The 23,634-nt window shown below is 59.5% G+C and carries 21 protein-coding genes and 1 pseudogene; 9 read left to right on the top strand and 13 right to left on the bottom strand.

Annotation, left to right across the window (positions count from 1 at the left end):
* Nucleotides 1-5: 5 nt before the first annotated feature.
* From LB553_RS21090 to LB553_RS21065, 7 genes and pseudogenes are all read left to right on the top strand, one after another.
* Nucleotides 6-1,103 (top strand): ComEC/Rec2 family competence protein, encoded by a 1,098-nt coding sequence (locus LB553_RS21090; protein ID WP_224516240.1) that lies wholly within the window; start codon nucleotides 6-8, stop codon nucleotides 1,101-1,103.
* Nucleotides 1,104-1,159: 56 nt separating this feature from the next.
* The gene (locus LB553_RS21085; RefSeq protein ID WP_224516239.1) at nucleotides 1,160-2,671 is read left to right on the top strand and encodes a hypothetical protein; all 1,512 of its coding nucleotides are present in this window, start codon (nucleotides 1,160-1,162) and stop codon (nucleotides 2,669-2,671) included.
* A gap of 1 nt (nucleotide 2,672) precedes the next feature.
* Nucleotides 2,673-4,706: an AAA family ATPase gene (locus LB553_RS21080; protein ID WP_224516238.1), complete on the top strand. Its 2,034-nt coding sequence runs from the start codon at nucleotides 2,673-2,675 to the stop codon at nucleotides 4,704-4,706.
* A 3-nt stretch (nucleotides 4,707-4,709) separates the two neighbouring features.
* The gene (locus LB553_RS21075) at nucleotides 4,710-5,567 is read left to right on the top strand and encodes a hypothetical protein (RefSeq protein WP_224516237.1); all 858 of its coding nucleotides are present in this window, start codon (nucleotides 4,710-4,712) and stop codon (nucleotides 5,565-5,567) included.
* 215 nt (nucleotides 5,568-5,782) lie between these two features.
* On the top strand, nucleotides 5,783-6,328 hold the full coding sequence (locus LB553_RS30590) for a YukJ family protein (RefSeq protein WP_263484160.1): 546 nt from the start codon (nucleotides 5,783-5,785) through the stop codon (nucleotides 6,326-6,328).
* Nucleotides 6,285-6,833, top strand: coding sequence for a YukJ family protein (locus tag LB553_RS30585; protein WP_263484158.1), 549 nt, complete (start codon nucleotides 6,285-6,287; stop codon nucleotides 6,831-6,833). The genes LB553_RS30590 and LB553_RS30585 overlap by 44 nt, the downstream gene beginning before the upstream one ends.
* A gap of 32 nt (nucleotides 6,834-6,865) precedes the next feature.
* Nucleotides 6,866-7,944 (top strand): annotated as a pseudogene (locus LB553_RS21065) (DUF3616 domain-containing protein).
* Nucleotides 7,945-8,041: 97 nt separating this feature from the next.
* Here LB553_RS21065 and LB553_RS21060 read toward each other — a convergent pair.
* Complete coding sequence (locus LB553_RS21060; protein WP_224516236.1) at nucleotides 8,042-9,769, bottom strand: phospholipase D-like domain-containing protein; 1,728 nt, start codon at nucleotides 9,767-9,769, stop codon at nucleotides 8,042-8,044.
* A 582-nt stretch (nucleotides 9,770-10,351) separates the two neighbouring features.
* Here LB553_RS21060 and LB553_RS21055 point away from each other — a divergent pair.
* Complete coding sequence (locus tag LB553_RS21055) at nucleotides 10,352-10,792, top strand: MucR family transcriptional regulator (RefSeq protein WP_224516235.1); 441 nt, start codon at nucleotides 10,352-10,354, stop codon at nucleotides 10,790-10,792.
* A 75-nt stretch (nucleotides 10,793-10,867) separates the two neighbouring features.
* On the opposite strand, the gene LB553_RS21050 is transcribed toward LB553_RS21055, so the two are convergent.
* From LB553_RS21050 to LB553_RS20995, 12 genes are all read right to left on the bottom strand, one after another.
* The gene (locus LB553_RS21050) at nucleotides 10,868-11,146 is read right to left on the bottom strand and encodes a DUF2274 domain-containing protein (protein WP_224516234.1); all 279 of its coding nucleotides are present in this window, start codon (nucleotides 11,144-11,146) and stop codon (nucleotides 10,868-10,870) included.
* A gap of 13 nt (nucleotides 11,147-11,159) precedes the next feature.
* Nucleotides 11,160-12,374, bottom strand: a complete 1,215-nt coding sequence (locus tag LB553_RS21045; RefSeq protein WP_224516233.1) for a TrbI/VirB10 family protein — start codon at nucleotides 12,372-12,374, stop codon at nucleotides 11,160-11,162.
* Nucleotides 12,375-12,385: 11 nt separating this feature from the next.
* Nucleotides 12,386-13,414 carry a P-type conjugative transfer protein TrbG gene (gene trbG / locus LB553_RS21040; RefSeq protein ID WP_224516232.1) on the bottom strand — a complete coding sequence of 343 codons (1,029 nt, stop codon included), beginning with the start codon at nucleotides 13,412-13,414 and terminating at the stop codon, nucleotides 12,386-12,388.
* Nucleotides 13,404-14,135 (bottom strand): conjugal transfer protein TrbF, encoded by a 732-nt coding sequence (gene trbF / locus LB553_RS21035; protein ID WP_224516231.1) that lies wholly within the window; start codon nucleotides 14,133-14,135, stop codon nucleotides 13,404-13,406. The genes trbG and trbF overlap by 11 nt, the downstream gene beginning before the upstream one ends.
* Nucleotides 14,136-15,458 (bottom strand): P-type conjugative transfer protein TrbL, encoded by a 1,323-nt coding sequence (trbL, locus tag LB553_RS21030; protein ID WP_224516230.1) that lies wholly within the window; start codon nucleotides 15,456-15,458, stop codon nucleotides 14,136-14,138.
* A 32-nt stretch (nucleotides 15,459-15,490) separates the two neighbouring features.
* Nucleotides 15,491-16,216: a P-type conjugative transfer protein TrbJ gene (gene trbJ, locus LB553_RS21025; RefSeq protein WP_224516229.1), complete on the bottom strand. Its 726-nt coding sequence runs from the start codon at nucleotides 16,214-16,216 to the stop codon at nucleotides 15,491-15,493.
* Nucleotides 16,213-18,663, bottom strand: a complete 2,451-nt coding sequence (gene trbE, locus LB553_RS21020) for a conjugal transfer protein TrbE (RefSeq protein WP_224516228.1) — start codon at nucleotides 18,661-18,663, stop codon at nucleotides 16,213-16,215. Before trbE ends, trbJ begins: the two co-directional genes overlap by 4 nt.
* On the bottom strand, nucleotides 18,657-18,929 hold the full coding sequence (locus LB553_RS21015) for a VirB3 family type IV secretion system protein (RefSeq protein ID WP_224516227.1): 273 nt from the start codon (nucleotides 18,927-18,929) through the stop codon (nucleotides 18,657-18,659). Before LB553_RS21015 ends, trbE begins: the two co-directional genes overlap by 7 nt.
* Nucleotides 18,929-19,237 carry a TrbC/VirB2 family protein gene (locus LB553_RS21010; protein ID WP_224516226.1) on the bottom strand — a complete coding sequence of 103 codons (309 nt, stop codon included), beginning with the start codon at nucleotides 19,235-19,237 and terminating at the stop codon, nucleotides 18,929-18,931. The genes LB553_RS21015 and LB553_RS21010 overlap by 1 nt, the downstream gene beginning before the upstream one ends.
* Before the next feature lie 11 nt (nucleotides 19,238-19,248).
* Nucleotides 19,249-20,217: a P-type conjugative transfer ATPase TrbB gene (gene trbB, locus LB553_RS21005; protein WP_224516225.1), complete on the bottom strand. Its 969-nt coding sequence runs from the start codon at nucleotides 20,215-20,217 to the stop codon at nucleotides 19,249-19,251.
* On the bottom strand, nucleotides 20,214-20,627 hold the full coding sequence (locus LB553_RS21000) for a CopG family transcriptional regulator (protein ID WP_224516224.1): 414 nt from the start codon (nucleotides 20,625-20,627) through the stop codon (nucleotides 20,214-20,216). Before LB553_RS21000 ends, trbB begins: the two co-directional genes overlap by 4 nt.
* 117 nt (nucleotides 20,628-20,744) lie before the next feature.
* Nucleotides 20,745-22,775, bottom strand: coding sequence for a conjugal transfer protein TraG (locus LB553_RS20995; protein WP_224516223.1), 2,031 nt, complete (start codon nucleotides 22,773-22,775; stop codon nucleotides 20,745-20,747).
* Between the two features lie 469 nt (nucleotides 22,776-23,244).
* Between LB553_RS20995 and LB553_RS20990 the strand changes: the two genes are divergently transcribed.
* Nucleotides 23,245-23,634 carry a hypothetical protein gene (locus LB553_RS20990; RefSeq protein ID WP_224516222.1) on the top strand — a complete coding sequence of 130 codons (390 nt, stop codon included), beginning with the start codon at nucleotides 23,245-23,247 and terminating at the stop codon, nucleotides 23,632-23,634.

The raw sequence follows: 23,634 nt of genomic DNA, 5'->3' as shown, positions 1-23,634 counted from the left end.
CTACGATGAGTGATGCCGTCTCGATCTCCATGCTTCCGGCCAAGGACGGCGATTGCCTTTTCGTCGAAGCGGCAGGGTTTCGCCTGCTGATCGACGGCGGCAGACCGCAGACCGGACTGGAAGTGCTGCCGGCCTTCCTGGCGACGCTGCCCGCGCGCCCTAACAAACCGACGATCGACCTGATGATCCTGACGCACGTCGATGCCGACCACATCGCCGGTCTGCTGGCCTTCATGGCCCATCTTGGCTCGGTCACAATCGCCGAGGTCTGGTTCAACGGCGCTGAACACCACAAGCGCGCAACCGACGCGTTTGTGAGGCAGCTATCGCCCGAAGATCAGGCGGCCAGGCGTCCTCAAGATACGGGCACGCTTAGCGTCGACCAAGCGCTGCAATTCGATGAAGTTGTCAAATGCCTTGGCATCCCTTGGAACAAGCGGTTGAACGGCGAGGCCATCATGGTGCCGCCTGAGGGCGATCTGCCGCGTTTGAACCTAACGGAAGGCCTTGATCTCGTCCTGCTCGGCCCGCCCAAGCAAAAGCTTGCCGACTTCTATCCCGAATGGGAGAAATGCGTCCGCAATCTCGCCGCCGATCAAGTCCTCGCAGCCGAGCCAAGGATCGTGCCGACCGTTGAGAATGTCCGTCGCCTGGCCGCAGTGCCACAGATCGCGGACCGCACCAAGCCGAACGGCGCTAGCATCGTTTTCGTCCTGGAGGCCGGGTCTAAGCGCGTGTTGTTTACCGCCGATGCGCATCCGGACGACGTGGCCAGCGCCGTTGAACGCTATCACAAAGAGGCCCCCGTCTCGTTCGATGCAGTCAAGGTTGCCCATCACGGCAGCGCTAAAAACAATACATCCGAGCTGATCGATAAATTGCAATCGCCCTGTTGGTTGATTTCGACGGACGGCTCCGGCCACGGCCATCCGAATTCCCCGGCCGTCGCCCGCATTGTTCTGGCTCCGAGCGAAGGGAAACGCCTGGTTTTCAACTATCGGTCCGAGGTCAATGCAGCCTGGGACAAGGACGATCTCAAAAAGACGTTCAAATATTCCACTTGCTATGGCGACGGCAAAGCTGCCGCGACGGTCATCGTCTGAAGAGTGCCGCTTAGAAGTGTCAACACCAGCCACCTGTACGTCTTTATGGGTCCGGAATGAAGAAACAAGCCGTCGTCATCATTCATGGTATGGGCGAACAGATACCCATGGAAACCCTGCGGGGTTTTGTCGATGCGGTTTGGGTTGAGGATCCGGATCTTATACGAAAAGAGCGCCCAGACAGCACGACAGGTGAAGCGCCGCGTACGAAGAATCGCGTGTGGAGCAAACCCGATGGCCGCAATCGAAGCTATGAATTGCGACGGATAACGACCGAGCGTCTCGACGATCGCGGGTCGACGGATTTCTTTGAGTTTTATTGGGCTCATTTGATCTATGGCACAACGTGGGAGCAGATTAAATCATGGATTGTTGACCTGCTCTGGCGTGCACCCTCGCGCGTCCCGAAAGGAGTGCGCCAAGCTTGGATTCTTCTCTGGGTGATCAGCATCTGCGTCGCCTTGGCCGGGATAGTGAGCCTTGTCCCGCTCGCAACCTTGCGGAGTTGCATGTTTGCAAAATGTCTAACGCCGCCGCCGTCTACACCCAGCGTTTGGGGAGCGATCATTGTGCCAGTGGCCGTCGGCGTGGTCACGCTGCTCGTGGCCGCGTTCGTGAATACGGTGCTCTTGAAATACTTCGGAGATGTGGCTCGATATGTAAAAGCCAAACCGCTCAACGTGGCTCGCCGCCAGGAAATTCGCGAGAAGGGCGTTGAGTTGCTGGATACGCTTATGGGCCGAACCGGTGACGGAAATTTTGCGGGCTCAGAGTACGATCGTATTGTCGTTGTCGCCCATTCGCTTGGAACGATCGTGGCCTACGACATTCTCACCCACTGCTTTGCACGGCTCAACACGCGGTGTTCGATCGATCCGCAGAAGTCAGATACCGTTGAGCAGCCCGAGCGGATAGCGCTTGAGCGTATGCTGCGCAGCATCGCTGGCCTCCCGACCGACTGCGCTGCGGACGCTTTTGTCGGTTTCGACATTGATCTCTATCAGCGGCAACAGGGCCGGTGCCGGCAAGAATTGAACGGACAAGGTAACCCATGGCTTGTGAGTGACTTCATCACGCTGGGCTCGCCGCTAGCTCATGCCGAATTTCTTTTGGCAAGAGATGCCGATGAACTCGAGCGGCAGAAAATTGAGCGCGTTTTTCCGACCTGTCCACCGACCCTGGAATACGACGGAACCACGAAGCTTCGGCACTTCACATACAAGCCGTCCGGGGCGCCTCCCGACACGCAAGGGCTCCACTTCAGATGGCCGCATCACGCAGCGCTGTTCGCATATACGCGGTGGACAAACCTCTACTCTCCCCACAAGGCAATCCTGTGGGGAGACATTATCTCAGGGCCGCTCGCGCCGCAGTTCGGGCTCGATTTCGACGGCAAATTCGTCAACGGAATCCGCGATATACAAGTCATGCCGTTGGCGCAGACAGCTGTTGGCACCGGCTGGCCGCCATTTTTCGCTCATTTGAAATACTGGCAACTCAAACCACACAAGGCCGCCGATCATATCAAGATTCTACGCGAGGTCCTCAACCTCAAGGAGGGCAAATGAGATGATCCGGATCGATCGCAATCGTGTTCAAGCGCCCGACGACGGCGATGTCATGGCTCACGTGGCTCGCGTGATTGAAAATCACTATGCACTTGATCTTAGCAAGCGCCGGCAGACAAAATTGGAGCTCACCAGAGAGTGGCTGCATCGCCGGCAACAGGTTCAAGGGCCCCTCGCAGAATTGTTTCATGCCAAATGCGCCTACTGCGAAACGTCGTTCGACGTCGCTGAGCGAATTGATATCGATCGATTCCGGCCGCCGGTAGGGGCGAGCGACCTTACGGGGCGGGGCAGCTTGGATCACTATGGGTGGCTGTCATTCGAGTGGCGTAACCTCTATCCAATCTGCTCCGGGTGCAGCCGTGCCAAGCGCTCACTGTTTCCCACCGAGGGGGAACGCGCACCACTGCTCGCGCCAATCGAGACAATTCATAGCCAAGAGAGCGCGCTGCTTCTCGACCCCTGTCTTGACGACCCTGCACACCATCTAGAGTTCACAGAAAACGGTTCGGTCAAGGCGATCACGAAGAAAGGCGAAATCTCGATAAAGGTCTTCAATCTCAACCGCTCGTCACTTCGCGAGCAGCGGCGAAGCAGGTATGCTGAAGCCCTTTCTGCATTTCGGCAGAACCGTCACTTCATTCTCTTCACGCAACAGAACAAGCCATTCGCTGCCGCGGCTCGCGCCGCGATTGCCAAGGCCCAAAATCAATATGCACCAATTTTGTCAATGTCGGTTCCTGAGGAAATCAGAAGCGCGGAAACAATCATCGATGCTGACGAAGAAGCATTCCGTCTGAGCGCCAGGCCGCTGCAATCGATATCGATCCGTAATTTTCGAATGCTGCGAGAGGTCGATCTTACATTCCCCGATCCGAACAGCACAAAGGCCCCCTGGTTGATGCTTCTCGGTGAGAACGCCTCGGGAAAGAGCACCTTTCTGCAAGCTGTTGCGCTGGCATTGGCAGGCGCTGAAGAGGCTTCGCGCCTCACAAAGCCAAACAAGGTGCTGTCAACGGGCACCAGGATCGGAGAGGTAGCTTTACGTTTTTGGGACAGCACAACCCCGGTTGAACTGCATTTCAACAAAGGAGAAGTTGCGTTTAGAGGGACGGCGCGCCCGTCGGCTATTGTCGTTGCCTACGGGTCCCTCCGCTATCCCGATCAGCGGGCCCGTGAAATGGGCCCCGGCTTTCTGCCCCGCTTCGCTCGTATTTCTGCGATCGTGAAACCGGTCGCAAGGCTGCCGTTCCACCGAGCCTGGCTGCGAACACTGACACCGGAGAAGTTCGACGTGTTGGCTCGAGTCCTAAAGGAGATCCTGCCGGTCGAGCAAGGCGCCGTCTTTTCGCACAAAAACGGGCGGCTGCAGTTTCATAGCAATAACCACACTGCGTCCCTGAGCGAAATGTCTGCCGGCTACCAGTCGATCGTCGCGGTATGCCTCGATATCATCCAACTCCTGTTCGAGCGTTGGGACACCCTGCAAAGTGCGACGGCGATTGTCATCATCGACGAAATCGACGCTCATCTGCATCCGCGATGGAAGATGCGAATTGTGGACAGCCTGCGAGCGGCATTGCCGCAGGTGCAGTTCATCGCCAGCACTCACGATCCTTTGGTGCTGCGAGGCCTGAAAAATGGCGAGGTTGCGCTGATGGAGCGAGATGATAACGGCACGGTCATTGCAAATGGCCAGCTGCCGCCGATCGAGGGAATGCAGGTCGATGATCTTCTCGTCTCGCGACATTTCGGCTTGAGCAGCACGGTCGATCCGACGTCGGAAGCGCTTTATAACGAATACTACCATCTGCTTTCGCTGCCGGCGGAGCCTAGAAGAGACGCCCGCATTTCAGAGCTCAAGGCGCGTCTTGGCGATCGGGAGGCGTTCGGTCGCAATCGGCGCGAAAACCTGATGCTTGCCCTGGTCGACGAGGCCATTTCAGAAACCAAACCTGTTGCCAAGGAGGACCTGAAAACCAAGACCCTCTCCCGTCTAAGAGCCCTCGCAGCAAATGCTGGGATCAGAGGTTAGCAAATGCGGGCGATCCAAAGACCCTTGGCTGCTCCAGATGGCTTGGAGGGCGTTAGAAACGGAAAGACCGAGCTCGAACGCGCGCGCCAGCATTTCGGCGTTGAGAAAAAGACCGATGGCTTCAAGTTCAGCGCTTATTCCGATCCAACAGTCAAACAAGCCTTAAGCAATGTCTTCAAGGGCCTATGTGCTTATTGCGAGAGTTTTTACGACGCGACGCAAACGCAGGACGTAGAACACTATCGACCTAAAGGACGCATCGACAACGGGGTACAAAAGATCAAACCCGGCTATTGGTGGCTCGCCGCCAAGTGGGACAATCTTGTGCCCTCCTGCATTTTGTGCAACCGGGAGACGAACCAGATCCTTTTCGACAATACTGTCTTGAAGTCTGGCAAAGGTGATCGCTTTCCTCTTCTTGAAGAGGCACATCGGGGAACTAAGGAAGGCAGCGAAGCGGGGGAAACGCCCCTTCTCATCGACCCTTGCAACGACGACCCGGGCAAATATCTTCGGTATGACGTTAGAGACGGAAAATGCATTGTTGTTCCGAAGGTCAACAATATCAGTGACCTTAATTTCATCCGCGCTCGCACCTCGATAGATGTCTATGGCCTCAACCGCTCCGGCCTCGTGATCGACAGGACTAGGTACATGAAGCGGATACAATACATTTTGCGACAGCTAGAAAAACAAGCCACCGCCCTCGACCGGGCGGACGTGGGCCAAGTCGCACACATTGAGGCCGAAATCACCGAAACGCTCGAAGTTCTGAACTCTCACCGGGACGGGAACGATCGCTTCTCCTCCATGGCGCGCTGGCTGATAGATCCCGTCTATGAGCGGCTCGGTATCGCCTGAACGGCTAACCTACACTCCTGACACTCGAGGACGCCCCTGAGGGCGCCCTCCCGACCCAAGTAAGCCTGCTGATGTAACAAACGCGCACGGGCTCTTATGCTCTCAGCAACGTGATCGCGTTTATTGCATAGATTCCAAAACAAGACTCGCAACCGACAGTCCCTCATTCTACTGTGCCTCATAGTTGTTATTGAATTATTTTTGGAAGCAATCCAATGGCCAAGCGCAAGTACGGGGTTTTACGAAGGAAAGTAGTAGCCACAGCTGAGGAGCACAACGAGTCCTCGCCTCACTATCAGATTATGGTAATGGCGAACGGCACGCCGTGGCGGATCGCGGTGAACATCCAGTCCACCGATACATCCGGCGGCCCCGACAAGGCGATCGTTCTCTATAAGATCGACGACGATTTTCGACATCCCAACCTTGAGGTGATCAAGAAGGCTGCGGAAGGCTTCTCGACATTGCCGGCCGGGCCCGACAGCGGAGCCCTGGACTACATTCGCGGCAATCTTTTCGATCCGTCCGGAATGCGCCTGCTGCCTCCCGATTCCGCGGATGGCAATGATCTCAATACCGTCCTGGATTCGCATGTGCAGCGTGCCAAATCTGAAACGGATGCGGTGGTATTTGCCTTTGGGCAGCCTTGGGGACCGGAGAACAAACCGGACAAGACCTTCAAATTCAAACCCCAACCAGGGCGTGCACGACATCCACATGAACCAGGGCAACCCGGCGAGCGGCGGGCATGCCGGAGATAACGGCGTTTGGCAAGACGGCGGCGTGCTGTTGTGGTTTCCCTCGTCTGACCGCTGGGTGGCAATCTTCCTCGCGTTCCAAAGCCAATCCTGGCATACAGATGACGAGACTGGAATGCCCATTGAAGGCAGGACAGGTGCGGAGGCCGCGCAGTTTGATGCCCAGCACCGGCGGCTGCCAGACCAGGATCAGACAGCGGCTGTTGCCGAGATCGTTGCTGTTCGAATGCGGGCTTCCGGCAATCAGAAGACCGCAGTGATGATCCTCAACACCAGCAGTTCGGCTATTGATCTTGCCGGCTGGTCGGTCGCGAGTTCCAGGGATAACAAGGTGAGTTTGAACGCCAACTTCGCGACCGGCGCCACGTTGGAAGTACCGGTTCCGGCCAATTTCTTCCGCAAGGGCGGCGGCATCGTAACTTTGCTCGACGGCCAAGGCCTCAAGGTCGATGGCGCGACCTATCCCGGGACCACTGGCGTTCGGCGCGGCTGGATCAAGGTTGATTGAAACAGGATCGTTTGCGCCTGCACGACTAGGAGGTGAGATTGTCACAGGATGGGGGTGCTGCCCGGCCAATCGGTCACCTTCGCCTTCATTTCGATGAGGGCCGGCATGCGAAGGGTCCACGCAATCTTTCAGCGGTCGAGCAACTCGGCGCCACGCTGTGGCTGGGCGCGGACGAAGGCTCGAACCTGGATCGGCTGTCGACAGCGGACAACACAAACTACGACCACCATACCACCTATTCGCTTGGCGCTTTCTTCAATTTGCCTGGCGGGAAAACGGCGAAATTGACCTGGAGGGACTGGGAATTGACCGAACCGGCAGACGGCTGTGGTTTACAGGCTCGCACAGCCTGCGGCGCGAAATGCCAAAGAGCGGCGACGACGGGCGGGACGCCGGGCATGCGCTCCGCAACATCAGCCGACAGCCGAACCGTTTCCTTCTGGGCAGCGTCGGGTTCGAGTTGGACAAGAATGGCATGGTCGCGCTGGTGCCAGGGAGCGGCCGCGCCATGCCATTTGACGCTCAGGGCAGCCGGCTGGGCGAACTGCTGGCCAATGACCCCCTGATCGACCGCTTCCTGAACATTCCATCCAAGGAAAACGGTCTGGATATCGAGGGGCTAGCGGTTAACGCCAGCACGGTATTCCTGGGGTTGCGCGGCCCAGTGCTGCGCGGCTGGGCCGTCGTTTTGCAGCTTGACCTGGAGTCGGTTGAAAAGGGTCTGCTTGAACCGCAGCCGCTTACCCAGAAGGGCCGGCGCTACTTGCGGCATCTGCTCAACCTTGATGGCCTAGGTGTTCGCGACCTCTGCGTACTCGATAATGACTTGCTCGTGCTTGCCGGACCGACCATGGATCTCGACGGGCCTGTCCGGCTATTTCGATGGCGCAACGCGCTCAAAGCGGCAATCGACGCGTGCGTGGATGGGACGGCTCTCGAGGTCATTTTCGACATACCTTGGGGTTTTCGCACCGAGCACGCCGAAGGGATAGCCCTGTACCGGGCCACGGATCAGGCAGAGCCGCGGCTGTTGGTCGTCTATGACAGCCCCGCCAAAAGCCGGCTCCATCAAGGACGCTATTTCGAAGCCGATCTTTTTTCGCTCGGGTAGGTCGGTTTTGCCGCCGTCACATTTGAGTCGGACCACCGACTACCGCGCCGAATGGAGTTCACCGGTCATCGCGGCTTGCCCGGGTAGGGGATTGCCTCTAGACAACGATCCCCGCGAAAGCCTGACGATCGAGCATCTTCTTTGAGCCCGCCGCATAAAAGGGATCTGACCAGGATGCATCTTCCTTGAGTGACAGCACGGCGTCGAGCGTTTTACCTTTTTTCTGAGCCTCTGCCTCCTTCTTCGCGCGCGTATAGCGGAACCAGTAGTGCTCGAACATCCGCATGAATTCCGTGACATAGATGTCCATGACGGCGGTGTCGCCGCGGATGATGAGGCTGTTGGAATCGTTGATCGTGCTTGAGTTTGTCGAGAAATTGGCGGACCCGGTGACCAGGATCGGATCTGTCCCGAAGGGATCGGCAGCAATGATTTTCGAGTGGATATGAACGCCGGCGTGATGGAAACTTTCGGAGTCCTCCAGCAACCTCCCCTGAAAATCGTTGAGTGGCGTGTTGAGGACAGTGGCGACCGCGGCGGCGTTGCCAGGGTCGCCCTCCATCATTTCGATTTCGCCCTTTTTCCCGAATGAGCCTTCCTTGTCTGCCATCAGGAAGCGCAAGGTACCCGGATCGGCCTTGTGCAGGACATCTCGAATTTGAGGATGCAGGGCAAACGGTGCGGACACCATGAGCACTTTGGCCCGCTTGCAGACTTCAGCGTAAACACCGATCATCCCGACGTTGGCTTGCGGCGAGAAAATCGGCGTAATCCCATGCTGTATCTGGGCGACGCCCGTAGGAACCGGAGTGAGTTCCTTGAGCGCCGCGTGCGAGTCCTTCTCGTCCAGATCCTGCGTAAGAAGCTGAAACAGCTTTTCATACTTGTCGGCGATGTCGGGGTCGTAGACAGCGTGCCCTACATTTAGCTGGCCATAAATTCCGCCATCGGTCCAATTGGTCGAACCAGTCCATACAGCCACCGGCTTTAAGATCCCGTCTGCACCCTTCTTCAGAAGCACGACGAACTTGTCGTGCATAATCGCACCTTGCGGGTCGGCCTTGCGCGGTTGGGTGAACTCAAGATGCGCCGCTGCGATAGCGGCTTCATTTTTCTCGCGGGTTTTGTCGTCCTCGCCCTTGTCCCGCGCGTGATAGACAACCTTTACTTCTACGCCGCGCTGGTGCGCATCCTGTAGGCCTTTCAGTAGGTTTGGCTTTTGAAACTCATAGATGGCCGCGTGTAATGCGAACTGCTCATCGCTTGCCTTTGCCAGGAACGCTAGGATAGCCTCCTCCAGTCCTCTTGAAAGCCAAATCAGGGCGTCAGGTATTTTGGAAGGGTCGTTGTTGCCGAATTTGCGAACGTAAGCCTCACTAGCTGCCGCACCGCGGTTGAAGAACACCGCGGTGTGCTCGTCGCGTGAATTTTCGGCCTTTACCTCGACAACCGCACCGCCGCTGATCACATCGAAGGACCCAGGCTTCTCCGCCTTTACTCCTTCGCCGACGGTATCGGCCGCGGAGCCGTAGCGGGCGACCGCTCTGTAGCGATACCGCTTGCCAGATTCTATCGTATAGTCCCCCCATCGGAATGTCTGCAGCGGCGCCCGGGCCGTGGTCACCGATTTCGGATCCGGATCGGAAGGAAACCGCAGCATGTTTGGAAGCCAGCGGCGGTCCCCGGTATCGAGGTCGGTGCGCTCGATAGTGAAGCCCAAGCAACCTTGGCGCTTTGCATCAGTTAAGTCCATTGCTAGCACGGCGTTGCTCGTGCCTGTGATGACCCGCAGCGTCAAACCGTCTTTGGAGGCCTTTGCGCGCATAACGATCCCCTCTCTCCAGTCACTCGATCTGACTGCAGCGTTTTTATGAGCAAGAAATGCGGGCGGTCACCGGGCCAGATGAGGCAAGTAGAATAACGTATGGTGGCGCCTCCCCACTTTGAGATTACATCTCAATTGCTTGTCATATGCAAGCGTTTCAATTTGAGCAGACGAACGGCGGCGCTCGGAGAAACTGGGGAGCTTTCGCCTCCGGCTGGATTGGCGCGCCCACTCTCGGCATCGGCATAAACTTCGCTGGGGTTAGCGTTCTCGGCTGGCAACCTCATAGACGCGACGCGGCCCTAACTATCGAACTGCCAGACCATCCTCTCCGTATCTCTCGCCCGCATTCAACTAACGAATCGAGCAGCTCTCTTGAGAGGACGCTATCGAAGTCTACATATTGATTTCTGCACCGATACTTGCGCCAAAGGGCGCCAGCGCATCAGCCGGCATTGCGACGCGGTTTTATGCGCTGCCGCCTAGCTCAATTTGACCAGGCAATGATTTAGCTTGCCGGTAAGTTGCACATGCGTGGATTGCGGGCTATGAGCGCTTAGATGTGATCTCTGGAGTCTGACAATGTCCGAAGAAGCCGCCAATAACCTGATTGAACTTACCGCAGATATCGTTTCCGCTTACGTCCAAAAGAATGCTGTTCCCGTGTCCGGGCTGCCAGAGTTGATCGCGAGCGTTAATTCGGCATTGTCTAATATTGGCCGGACAGCTCCAGAAGAAGCACCAGCCCGAAAGCCGGCCGTAAATCCCAAAAGATCCGTGTTCCCAGACTACATCATTAGCCTTGAGGACGGCCAGAAATACAAGTCGCTCAAGCGCCATCTGGCGACCCGACACGGAATGACCCCCGATGAATACCGGGCGAAGTGGGGATTGTCGAAGGACTATCCTATGGTCGCCCCGAACTATTCGGCCACCCGGTCAGCGCTGGCAAAATCTTTAGGTTTGGGAAGGAAGGCTGCTCCGGCAAAAAAACCAACCTCAAAACGCAAAGCGAAGGCCTGACCCGTAAATCCTGCAGGAGCGATCACCGAGCCGGCCTCGGTCACGAGTCTTCGTGCCCCAAGACGATCCTCCTCGCTACGGGTTGTCTGATGTTGAAGCTGATTGCCGTCGCGGCTTCTCCGACGTGCCAGTGCCCGGCAGGCCTTCCTTCTTGGCCTTGGCAAAAGCTCGGTCGCTTTCGAGGAACTCCGACAGCATGAACGGGATGAGTTCGGCGACCGTTTCGGATTCGCCATAGGTCTGGCGGTAAAGCCCCGCGTAGTCGTTGAGCGCTTGGCTCAAAGCCGCGCTGACGGTGATGGTGATCTTCGAAGGCGTCCGGTCCGGAAGTTTTCCCAATTTCAGGTTGGCCATGAGTTGCTCCTGTTCAACCCGTATAGGGTCGCAGCACGATGTCCTTGTGCACGATCACGCGCAGCGGCCAGCCCGGCCGCACAGTGATTGTGGGTTGAATATTGAGGTTCTTTTCGGTGATGCGTTGTCCAGCTTGGCTGACGTTTTGCTGAGTGGATTGCCGGATCGCCTTCGCCAGATCGCTTTCGTTTTCCCCAAAGCTCAACTCGGTGCCGACGCCCAGCAGCGTAGCCATAGCAACCCCCTTGATCAGCTGCCAGGTGTGGAAATCCACCTTGTCCTCCAGCCCGGCATAGCCGGCAGTATCTGTCGCGGGCAGATTGTCGATTTCGATCGACGAGCCGTCAGGCATCACAATGCGTTGCCAGACCAGCAGCGCCCGTTTTTGTCCAAAGGCGACGACGCTGTCATAGGTGCCGATCAGCCGTGAGCCCTGTGGGATGAGCAAGATGTTGCCCGTGACCGTGTCGTGCACATTCTCGGTGACCTGTGCGATGACAAGGCCGGGCAAGTCGGAATTGATCCCGGTGATAAGGCTTGCGGCGATGACGCTACCGGCCATCAGTTGATATGGTGAAGCGGGCATCTGAAGCGCATGTGGATTATAGATTCCACTCGCGTCTTTCTGGTTGATAAAATCGAATTTGCGCTGCTGGTTGTTTTGGTCGCCTTCGGCCGGCGCTACCGAAGCCGAAGGGCGTGCCCCATCGGATTGCGCGACCGCCTCCAACGGCCGCTGCGTACCTGGCCCATTGCTTGCAACAGGCGTCGTTTCGAGACGATCTTCGATCCGGAACAGGACTTGTGACTCACGCGCCGCGATCGCCTGCTGCGCAAGGCGCTGCTCCTCGGCCGACGCCTCCTGTCCCGGCGCGATGCCGAGCTGTCGCTGGCGCTCGAGGATGGGCCGCCCGAGATCCCCCGGCAGCGGCGGCCCAAGGACCGGAGCCTTCGGCCTAACCCCTGAATAGTCCTTGGGAAGTGCTTCGAGTCCTTCGGCGGTTGGCTTGCGCTCGGTGTTATATCGGTCTTCCCGCTGGCCGTTGATGCGCCAAGCCGGCCCTCGAAGCGCGATCATGGTGACGCCGAATATGGCGCTGGATCCAACAGCGGCGATAGCAATAATCACGCCGCGCCTGAAGCGCACGGCGCGTCTGGGGGAAGCGCGCAGCTGCAGTTGCTCGGGATCCACCTTCGGCGAAGTATTAGAGCGGTGAGTATCCGTCATAAGCGCCCTCCTCACCTGCCAAGACGCGGAAAGAGTGACATACGGCGCGATGGCTGTCGGCCGTCCGTCCTGGTAATGCGGACCACCTGCTGCTGCTTGGCCCCCAGCCGCAGTTCCGCAGCGGCAAAGAGACGATCGACGATGTAGTAGTTGCCACGCATGCGGTAGTTGACGAGTTGGCTGCCTCCGTCAGCACCGACGATGAAAAGCGGCGGTGCCTCACCCTGATCGATACGACCCGGAAATTCGATGTAGACCTTGCTGCCGTCATCGAAGGCGCGCGTCGGCCTCCACGGCGGCGTGTCGCCGCTGATGGAATAGCGGAAGCGGATGTTCTCGAGGGCCACATTCGAAGCCACCGGTCTGCTAGCTTCGGCTTGAGCATTGCGCTGACGCAGCGCGACGATTTGGTCTTCACTATAGATCCAGGAGATCGCCGCCATCGCGGTTTTGTCGGTGCTTTGAAGCTGCAAATGGTATGTCCGCCGTTCCGTCGTGATCACGAGATTGGTGCTAAGCCCGGACGCAAAGGGTTTTACCAACACATGGGTGCGCTGACTGTCACCGGTGCCGCTGACGGTATCGCCGATCACCCAGCGCACCGTGTCCCCGGCCGAGACGGCTGTGAGTTTCTCGCCAGGCTGCAGGGCGATATCAGTGACGCGTTCGGGTGCTGCATAGAGCTGATAGAGCGCACCATCGGTGAAGGGATAGACCTGCACCGCGTTGACATAGCCATGCTTCGTCGGTTGCTGCGTCGCCGCCTTGTTGGCATCGGCGACACGTTCTTCAGGGGAACGCTTGTCCTCGGCGAGCTTGCCTGGATCCGGTAGCAACTGGCCAGGTAACGGCAAGGGTTTTGGCACCTCGACGATCTCGACCGGCTTCTCAGGCGCCTTCTCGATTGCGGCCGCTGTGAAGCCAGCAGCGTCGTAGGAAATCTGAGGCGGCGGCACCGGCTTCGACGCGCAGGCACAGAGAACGGATGCTGACGCGGACACGATCAGTGTGGCGCGGAGCAATGAGGTTCTATTTGTCATTAGCTGGCTCCTTCGGGGAAACGGATATCGGCGCGGCGCTGTCGAGCTCGCGCGACCAATCGATGGCGTTGACGAAGACGCCGAGCGGATTGTTCCGCAGCTGATCGGTATTGCTCGGCGGGCGGATCACGATGGTGAGGATCGCGGTCCAGCGCGTCGTGCTGGCCAGGCTGCCGCGCTCAAAGACCTGCTCGGTCCATTTGACCTGGAATGAACTTTCGGAAGCCCTGACGACACTGGTCACCTGTACCGACACGCTGCGGGTCCCAATCTGGCCAAATGGGTCGTTCGCCTTGGCGTACTCATTAAGAAAGAGCGCAGCCCGGTCGGTGGCAAACTCATAGGCTGCAAGCCAGTTCTGACGCACCAGGACCGGATCGGTGGAGATCGAACGGACATTTTGTATGAACCGGCCGAGATGCCAGGCGATCTGGGCGTCGGTGGGTTCATAGTCCCGGACAACAGGCGCGACAGCGCGCGCCTCGCCGAAGCGGTCGACCTCGACGACGTAGGGCACGACGCGGCTTTGCATCGACTGCCAAACGAGTCCGCCGGAGAGCCCGGTCGCCAAGGCCAGGCAGCCGAGGGCCATCAGTCGCCAGTTACGGGCCTGGACTCGGGACGAGCCGATGCGCTCGTCCCAGAGCTGGGCGGCCTTTTGATACGGCGTGACCGCCTCGGGCGTTTTGCCGTAGCGTTGAACAGGTCGTTTGAAGCGCATCTAATCGTCCTTGTCGTTAAGAGAGGGATTGGCGCTGCCTCCAGGCCTGTCGCTTTCACGGACGGCTTGCACGGCGGCGTGGCGATGTGTGCGCGCGCGCTGTTCGGACCGCAGGCGCCGTGCCCACGCCGGTGCGGCGTTGGGGGCGGCAGCGGCGGGGCTTCCGCTCATTGATGCAGTCGGCGCTCCGCCAGTCGCCGTCCATGCGGCTTCGCGACCGGCATCCGCACTGCGTCCGAACGTTCCCGTAGCAGACCGAGCTGTGCGCATCGCGGCGCCGCCAGCGGCCCCTGCCACGCCCTGCATTCCAGCAGCCACACCGGACACACCGTTGTGAGGCGAGGTCGCCCGTCCCAGCTGCCATGCCGAAGAAGCTGCTGATCCCATCGTTGTGCCGGCCCCGACTGCAGCAAGACTACCGCCAGCTGCCAGGCGCGCGCCGGCGAGCGCCGCGCCTCCTGCAACGAGCGAAGCACCGACGGCTGCGGCGGTCGTTCCGAGGGAGGCGCCCGCGCCAAGCTGCGGCGCGCCGGAGACAAGACCCGAGGCAATGCCTGGACCGAAAATACCCAGACCAAGCAGCGAGAGCGCACCAAGCACCTGAGACATGGCGGCGGCCAGGTCCGGCTCCTTGCCTTGCAGCGCGGCAGCGAACTCACCGAAGAGCGTGGAGCCGATGCCGACGATAACGGCGAGCACCATCACCTTGATGCCTGACGAGATGACGTTGCCGAGCACGCGCTCGGCCAAAAACGCCGACCGGTTCCAAAGGGCGAAAGGCACCAGAACGAAGCCGGCCAGCGTGGTGAGCTTGAACTCCAGGATGGTTATGAAGAGCTGGATGGAAAGAATGAAGAACGCGATGATGACCAGGAACCAGGCGAGAAGCAGCACGAAGATGGTGAGCGCATTGCCAAAGATTTCCGGGAAGCCAAGGAGCTGGCTCGCCTGATCGAGAAGCGGCCAGGCGCCCTCAAAGCCGGTCGCGGCGATGCGGCCCGGATGCAGGAGATTGTCGGCGGAGAGATTGCCGGACGAGGCGTTGATGCCGAGACCGGCAAAGGACCGATAGATAATGTCGGCGAGGTTTTTGAAATTGTTCAGGATGAAGGCGAAAACGCCGACATAAAGCACCTTGCGGATGAGGCGGCCGAGAATGTTGGGCTCGCCGCCGAACGCCCAGGCCAGGCCGGCAAGCGTGATGTCGATGCCGATCAGGATGGTGGTGAGGAAGGCGACGTCGCCCGAAAGCAGACCGAACCCGCTGTCGATATAGCGGATGAAGGTCTCCATGAAGCGATCGATGACCCCGAGGTCGTTCATGCCGCCGCCTTCCTTGTGGTGAACACTGGTGATCAGTTCCCGGGATAGGCCGTGCCGGTGCCCAGGAAGCGCTTCGTTGTCTGGCGGGCGGCTTCTTCTGACTGCGCCTTGCGCGCCGCGTCCTCGGCCTCAGCCCGAAACTGTGTCGCGAGCAGCGTCTGGATCTGCATCTGTTGCTTGGTCGAAAGCGCGATCAGCTGATTGGTGGCCTGGCTTGCCTCGAGCGCACCGGCCGCCCCCTGGCTGCGGTTGACGAGATCGGCAAGCAGATCGCCATCGCCGCGGACATTCTCGACGATCTGCGACTGGACGCCCATGGTCTGGCGGAACGCCTGCATGGCGCTCTGCCAGCGTTCGCGCGCAGCGCTTGCCATATCGCTGACCTTGATCGTGGCATCGTAGCTTTCCGGATACTGCTGCCGCCACTGGTCCTGAAGCTTGTTTAGATTAAAACTCAGGCCACTTGCCTGATCCATCAGACTATCGACGCGGTGCAGCGAACCGGTGAGCTGACCCACGGAAGAAAAATCCATGCTCTGGAGATTGCGCGCCATGTTCTGAAGCATGGTCGCCTGGTTCTGAAGTGACTGGATCTGGTTGTTGATCTGCTCCAAAGCGCGCGCCGCAGAGAGTACGTTCTGGGTATAGTTCGACGGATCGAACACGATCAGCGCATAGGCAGGCTGAATGTAGTCGGCCATCGGTTTGGCGATAAGGGAAACGGTGACAAGGCTTGTGAAAAGGCGGCGTCCCATCATGACGATTGCTCCGTGTATGGTTGAGGGAATTGCTGGAGAAGCTCGGCGGCCCAGTCGAGGCCGCGTGCTTTCAGGAAATGAGAGGCAAAACTGTCCTGTCCGTGCTCGGACAAAACCTTGTCGATCAGCGTCTGCGTGGCCGGATCGGAGGCGCCGCAAAACGCGAGCGTGATGGGGCCCAAGCCCAGCTCGAACAGCCGATTGCCGCGGCGCGATTGCAGATAGTAGTGGCGCTTCGGCGTGGCGCGGGCGATCAATTCGATCTGCCGCTCGTTCAGACCGAAGCGTTCGTAGGCCGCCCTCGCCTGCGGTTCCACGGCACGATCATTGGGCAGGAAGATTCGCTGTGGGCAACTTTCGATGATCGCGGGCGCTATGGCAGAGCCGGCGATGTCGGCTAGCGACTGGGTGGCGAAGACGACTGACACGTTCTTCTTGCGCAGCACCTTCAGCCATTCGCGGATGCGGGCGGCAAAGAACGGATTGTCGAGGTAGACCCAGGCTTCGTCGAGCATGAGCAGCGTTGGCCGCCCATCGAACCGCTCCTCGAGACGATGAAACAGATAGGTGAGCACCGGCAGCGCAGCGCCTTGGCTGTGCATCAGCTCCTCGGTCTCGAAACAATGTACGTCCGACAAGGCCAAGCGGTCATCGTCGGCATCGAGCAGCCGGCCGAAGGGGCCGTCGAGCGTGTAGGGCATCAGTGCTGACTTCAGCGCATTGGACTGAAGCAGGACCGACAGTCCCGTCAGCGTGCGTTCCTGCGCCGGCGCGGTGGCAAGGCTGGTGAGTGCCGACCAGATTGCCTCCTTCACCTCAGGCGTGATCGTGACGTTCTCATGGGCAATGAGGCCGGCGATCCATTCGGCCGCCCAACTGCGGGTAGTCGGGTCGTCGATGTTGCGCAAAGGTTGGAAGGAAAGCGCGCCGTTCGCACCTAGCGCGAGGTGCTCTCCGTCCATGGCGAGTGTCGCCGCGCGTGCCGAGTTGCCTTTGTCGAAGACATAGACCTGTGCGCCTGTATAGCGCCGGAACTGAAGAGCAATCAGGGCAAGCAGAACCGATTTGCCGGCGCCGGTCGGTCCGACGATCAGCATGTGGCCGACATCTTCGACATGGGTGGAAAGACGGAACGGAGTCGACCCGCTGGTCTCGGCAAACAGAAGCGGCGGGGCCAATCGCTGGGTGACCTTGGCGAGATGTTCGTTCGTCGCCGGCCCGGCCCACACCGACGACAACGGCACGAGATGGGCCAGGTTCAACGTGTGGACGAGCGGCTGGCGAACGTTGGCATAGACGTGACCAGGCAGAGAGCCAAGCCAGGCCTCGACCGCATTGATGCTTTCGCGGATCGTGGTGAAGCCGAGACCGTTGACGATGCGCTCGACCGCGCGAAGTTTCTCCGCAGCGGCTTGGCGATCCTTATCCCACACCGTCACGGTCGTGGTGAGGTAGCCGAAGCCGACATGATCGCCGCCCAATGCCTGAAGTGCTTCGTCGGCATCGAGCGCCTTGTTGTCGGCATTGCTGTCAACGAGAGGGACGGGTTCGTTTGTGACAACTTCCCGCAGGATGGCCACGATCGATTTGCGCTTGGCAAACCATTGCCGCCGCAACCGAGTCAGCGACTTCGTGGCTTCCGTCTTGTCGAGCGGAATGAACCGCGTCACCCAGCGATAGGCGAAATCCTGATGGTTGAGAGCATCGAGGATTCCGGGCCGTGTGAGGTTCGGAAAGCCGAGGATGGTAAGCGTGCGAAGATGCTGGTCACCCAGCATCGGCTCCAGGCCGCCGATAAGCGGCGCATCCACCAGGATGCCCTCGAGATAAATCGGGGTTTCCGGAACGGCGACCGGATGGCGACGGGTCGAAATCGTGCCGTGCAGATAAGTCAGCGTCTCGGCATCGTCGAGCGCGCGCACCTCGGGCATAAAGCCCGACAGAAGATCCAACACACGGTCGGTCTCGTCGCGGAACCGCGCCAGCTCCTGGTGCCAGTCTCGTTGGCCTTCAGAATGGTGAGCCTCAACGAACGCGTTTTCCGCTCGCGCCTGGGCGTCCGCTGGCGGCATGAACAGCAAGGTCAGGTGATAGCGGCTTTCGAAATGCGCGACCTTGCCCTCGAAGGTCGCGCGCCGTTCTTCGTCGACCAGCCATGACGCCGGATCGGGAAACTGCGATTGCGGATAGCCCAGCGCCTCGATGCGCTCTGCCTCGAAGAACAATGCCCAACCCGAGCCAAGTCGCCTCAGGGCATTGTTTGCCCGCGCGCAGATGCCGACGAGTTCGGCTTCCGTCGCGCTTTCGAGATCAGGCCCACCGAACCGAAAAGTCCGCTGAAAGCTGCCATCCTTATTGAGCACAATGCCGGGCGCGACGAGAGCGGCCCAAGGCAGATAATCGGCAAGCCGGTCGGCTTTGCGGCGATATTCGGAAAGATTCAGCATGCCAGCCATCCCTTCAGGCGAAGGTGGCGGACAAGTACGCTGGCGAAGTCGGGATCGCGTCTTGCGGCAAAGACGGCGAGCGTATGGCCGGCAATCCAGAGCACCAGACCGGCGATCCACTGCTGCAAGCCAAGACCGATGGCCGCAGCCACCGTCCCGTTGAGGATCGCAACCGCTCGAGGCGCGCCGCCCAGCAGGATCGGCTCGGTCAATGCCCGGTGAACGGGTACTTCGAAGCCCTCGATATGCTGCTCCGCGACGGCCATCAGACGAGTGCCCCGCCGCCGAAGGAGAAGAACGAGAGGAAGAAGCTCGATGCCGCGAAGGCGATCGACAGGCCGAAGACGATCTGGATCAGCCGCCGAAACCCGCCGGCGGTGTCGCCGAAGGCGAGCGTCAACCCCGTGGTGATGATGATGATCACCGCGACGATCTTGGCGACCGGTCCTTGCACCGATTCGAGGATCTGCTGCAGGGGCTGCTCCCAGGGCATGCCGGAGCCCGCGGCGAAAGCCGTGGCCGTGACAAAAAACGCGAGCGCGGTGGACGAAAGAAAGCGAAGCTTCTTGCGCATGAGGTGACCTTTCAAAGCTGCTGGAGTTGCGGAATCGTGAGCTGGGTGACGGCGTAGTCGCCGCTGCCGTCGAGACCGGTGACCTCAGCGATCGCGTCGATGCGGCGCGATGAGCCGCGTCCGGCGATGAAGACGATCAGGTCGATGGCATCGGCGATGAGCCGGCGCGGAACGGCGACGACGGCTTCCTGGGCGAGCTGCTCTATGCGGTAGAGCGCAGAGCGCGCCGAATTGGCGTGAACCGTGGCGATGCCGCCGGGGTGCCCGGTGTTCCAGGCCTTCAGCATATCGAGCGCTTCCGCGCCCCTCACCTCACCGACGATGATCCGGTCAGGCCGGAGTCGGAGCGTTGAGCGTACGAGATCGGCGAGCGTTACAGACCCCCGCCTCGTCCTCAGGGCCACGCAGTCTTTCGCCGCGCATTGCAGTTCGCGTGTATCCTCGATCAGGATCACTCGCTCGTCGCATTCGGCGACTTCGGCCAGCAGCGCATTGGCCAGTGTCGTTTTGCCCGACGACGTGCCACCAGCGACCAGAATGTTGCGCCGATCGCGTACCGCGTTCCTCAGCGCATCAGCCTGACGTGGCAACATGATTCGGTCGGCCACATAGTTGGCCAGTGTGTAGAGTTTTGCCGCCGGTTTGCGGATGGCGAAGCACGGCGCCAACACCACCGGCGGCAGCAGTCCCTCGAAGCGCTCGCCGGACGGCAGTTCGGCGCTAACGATCGGATTGTCCGCATGCGCCTCGGCGCGCACATGGGAGGCAACCAGGCGAACAATGCGCTCCGTCTCCGAAGGGTGCATATGCATGCCAGTTTCGACGCGGCCTTCCCCCAGCCGGTCAAGCCGCAGCGCGCCGTCGGGATTGACCATCACCTCGATGACCAACGGATCGGAAAGGGCTTCGGTGATCGCCGGACCCATTGCGGTGCGCAGCATGGCGCGGCGGCGATGGTCGGCCTCCGGATGAGAGCTCATCTCTCCCCTCCCACGCCGTTGTCTTTGCCAATCGACCGTTTGCCGGAAGCGATCTGCCGGCCGACCTGCTCGACGAATTTGTCGAAACGCTCCTGGGCAACTGCCTGTGTCGCCCTGTCCGGAACCGGCGTGTGAGCATGAAGCGTGATCGAAAAGCGAATGAAGAGCGCCAGGCTCTCCAGGATCATCTCGGCATCGCGCCTGACGTGGGCGAGGTCGCGGGAAAGACGGTCGAGCCTCACGCCATAACGCCGGTCGAGCTCGTTCTCGCCACGCCGCTCGATAAAAGCCTCAACCGCCTTGGCCACGATCGCGGATTTGGTGGTCGAGGGATCGCGGCTGAGGTTGTCCAGCTTTTCACTGAGCTCAGGCTCGAGCAGAAACTGATGACGAATGCGGCGGGGCTTCATGCGGCTCGTTCCAAAGAGCCGGCGTTGCACCGGCGGCGGGAACAAGCATCGTCGAGATCGCCAAAATCGCTTACTGGCGTTACCTACGCCGAGATACGCCCTGCCTTTGAGCAGCGTTCAGAAGCCAGGGACGATGTCCTTTTCGTCGGCCCTGCCCTCGTTGATGCCGTAGGCGCGTGCCGCGGTGGAAATCCGGTCCATCACGCGCTTGTCGGCGAGTGCCCCGCTATCATCGTCGATGGGTTTGAACAGATCTTCTTGATCGCCCTCTTGGGCGACAACGTTCTGTTGTTCAGGCAGCCCAGGATGGCGCTGCTGTTGAACGCCCCCCTCGTCTTCGATGGTCGCGCCGGCGCTTTCACCGTCGGCCGCAAGACGGCGGTCGACGCTGCGCACCTGTCCAGTCCAATCGTCTTGGCGCGGCGCGGGGCAATCCGCGTAGGAGCCGTCGTGCAGAGCCGGCGCAGGCAGCACCCGCTCGGTGAAATTCTGATCCTCATAATACCGCAGCTTCTTCGCGCGGATCGGCGGCAATCCAGAAACCAGGACCAGTTCGTCCGATGGAGGTAACTGCATCACCTCGCCGGGTGTCAGCAGTGGCCGAGCGGTCTCTTGTCGGCTCACCATGACATGCGAAAGCCAGGGCGCCAGCCGATGGCCGGCATAGTTGCGCATGGATCTCAGCTCCGTCGCAGTGCCCAGGGCATCCGAAATGCGCTTAGCGGTACGCTCGTCATTGGATGAGAAGGCAATGCGCACGTGGCAGTTGTCGAGAATGGCGTTGTTCTCGCCATACGCCTTTGAGATCTGGTTCAAGGATTGGGCGATCAGATAGGCGCGAATGCCATAACCGGCCATGAAGGCGAGCGCCGTCTCGAAGAAGTCTAGCCGACCGAGTGCCGGAAATTCATCCAACATCATGAGCAACTGATGCTTGCGGCTCTTTTTTGGATCGCCCTCCAGCCGCTCGGTCAGCCGTCGGCCGATTTGATTCAGCACCAGCCGCACCAGCGGCTTGGTGCGCGAGATGTCTGACGGCGGCACAACCAGGTAGAGCGACACAGGTCGTTGGGCATCCATGAGGTCAGCAATACGCCAGTCGCAGACCGACGTTGCCGCCGCCACGGTCGGATCACGATAGAGCCCGAGAAACGACATAGCGGTCGAGAGAACACCCGAACGCTCGTTCTCCGACTTGTTCAGCACCTCCCGGGCCGCCGAAGCCACGACGGGATGGACCTGAGGCTTGTTTGGCGCTCCAAGATGGTTTGTCGTCATCATGCGCTGCAGTGTTGCGACAAACGAGCGTTGCGGATCCGATAGGAAGGTGGCGACGCGGGCGAGGGTCTTTTCCTCCTCGGCGTAGAGCACGTGCAGGATGGCGCCGACTAACAGTGAGTGGCTGGTCTTCTCCCAATGATTTCGTCGCTCGAGCGCACCTTCCGGATCGACCAAGATATCGGCAATGTTCTGAACGTCGCGGACCTCATTTGGACCTTTGCGCACTTCCAGCAGCGGATTATAGCGCGCCGATCGTGGATCGGTCGGATTGAACAAAAGGCAGTATGAGAACTTCGATCGCCAGCCTGATGTCACCTGCCAGTTCTCGCCTTTGATATCGTGAATGACGGCCGAGCCAGTCCAGGAGAGAAGCGTTGGAACGACCAACCCGACGCCCTTGCCCGAACGCGTCGGAGCAAAGGCCATGACATGTTCAGGTCCGTCATGGCGCAGATATCGATCCCTCAGCTTACCGAGGAACACGCCGGCTGGCCGAAACAACCCTGCCCTCTCGATTTCCCGTTTCATTGCCCATCGCGAGGAGCCGTATGTGGTGACTAGGCCACGCTGCCGCGCGCGACAAAGAGATCCGGCGATCGCTGCCGCACAGCCGACAAACCCGCTAGCGCCGGCAAGCGCACCAGCCTTGTCGAAGACATCAGGCGCGTAGGCGTCGAAGTGGAACCACCATTCGAACAGTCTCCATGGCTTGTAAATCGGCCAGCCAGCAGCAACAAACCATGGTGCGCCAAGCTGTGGCTGATAACCCAGCATGTGGGCGCACCATTGGGTCGCCGTCCACACGCCAAGAATGACAATGGCAAACACGAGAGCAATCTGGCCGATAAGTAGCTTCGTGGGTGTCATTGGCTGCTCCGTCTGGAAAGACGGATCAGCATCGCGCGTCTCGGCGGCAACTGGAATGCGCCTCACGTACGATGGAGCCCAATGGACGAGGCATCGCCGATGACCCGTGCCGTCAGTTTTACACTGCCCTTTTTATGCAACTTTCGAAGCACAGAGGATGAACACAGGGGATATCCAGCCGGCAGTCTGCACGACTGCAGCCATGTTTCCAATGGGGCCGACATCTGCCATTCCGCTTTGAACACTTTCTGGCTGAAACGGCCATTTGGCGAACGACTTCAAGTAGCTCAGCGATCTCGCCTCTCCTCAGTCGGCTAAGGGCCCTACTTGGTTGACGACACATTGACTGCTGGCAGACCGTTCCCGCCTGATTGGTCACTACGCGCGGGAACAACATTGTAAAATGTCGAACATCGTGCAATTCTGTTGTTCCTACCGAATGCAGCTGACTCAACGCTGGGAGCGAATGATGGATGATGCCGAAAGTAGCAGAAGAAATACAGCAACCGAGGAGCCGGTGGACGACCGAAGCATTAGACCTGACGTCGACTTGGTAGAGCGGTTTATTTCGGAAGCGAGCAACCGATTGGTGCCGCCTGATTTGACGACTCCAAACTCGCAGGTTGCCCCACGTTCCTCGTACGGCCAGAATTTTGCGAACTATGCGATGAACTTCGCCAACTATGCGATGAATTTTGCGAACTACGCGATGAACTTCGCGAACTATGCAATGAATGGCGATGTAAATACTCGTAGGGCGTCTGCCCAACGGCCGACGAAGGCTCTTCCCAACGGGTCTCCAGTCCCCGCCAGTCTAGACGAAATCCTGCAGCGATTAAGTTCCCGGCGAAAAGCCTGA

The sequence above is a fragment of the Mesorhizobium sp. CA8 genome (assembly GCF_020164955.1).
Classification (GTDB): domain Bacteria; phylum Pseudomonadota; class Alphaproteobacteria; order Rhizobiales; family Rhizobiaceae; genus Mesorhizobium.
The sequence above is the reverse complement of the archived record's forward strand: the minus strand, read 5'-3'. Positions and strand labels throughout refer to the sequence as shown.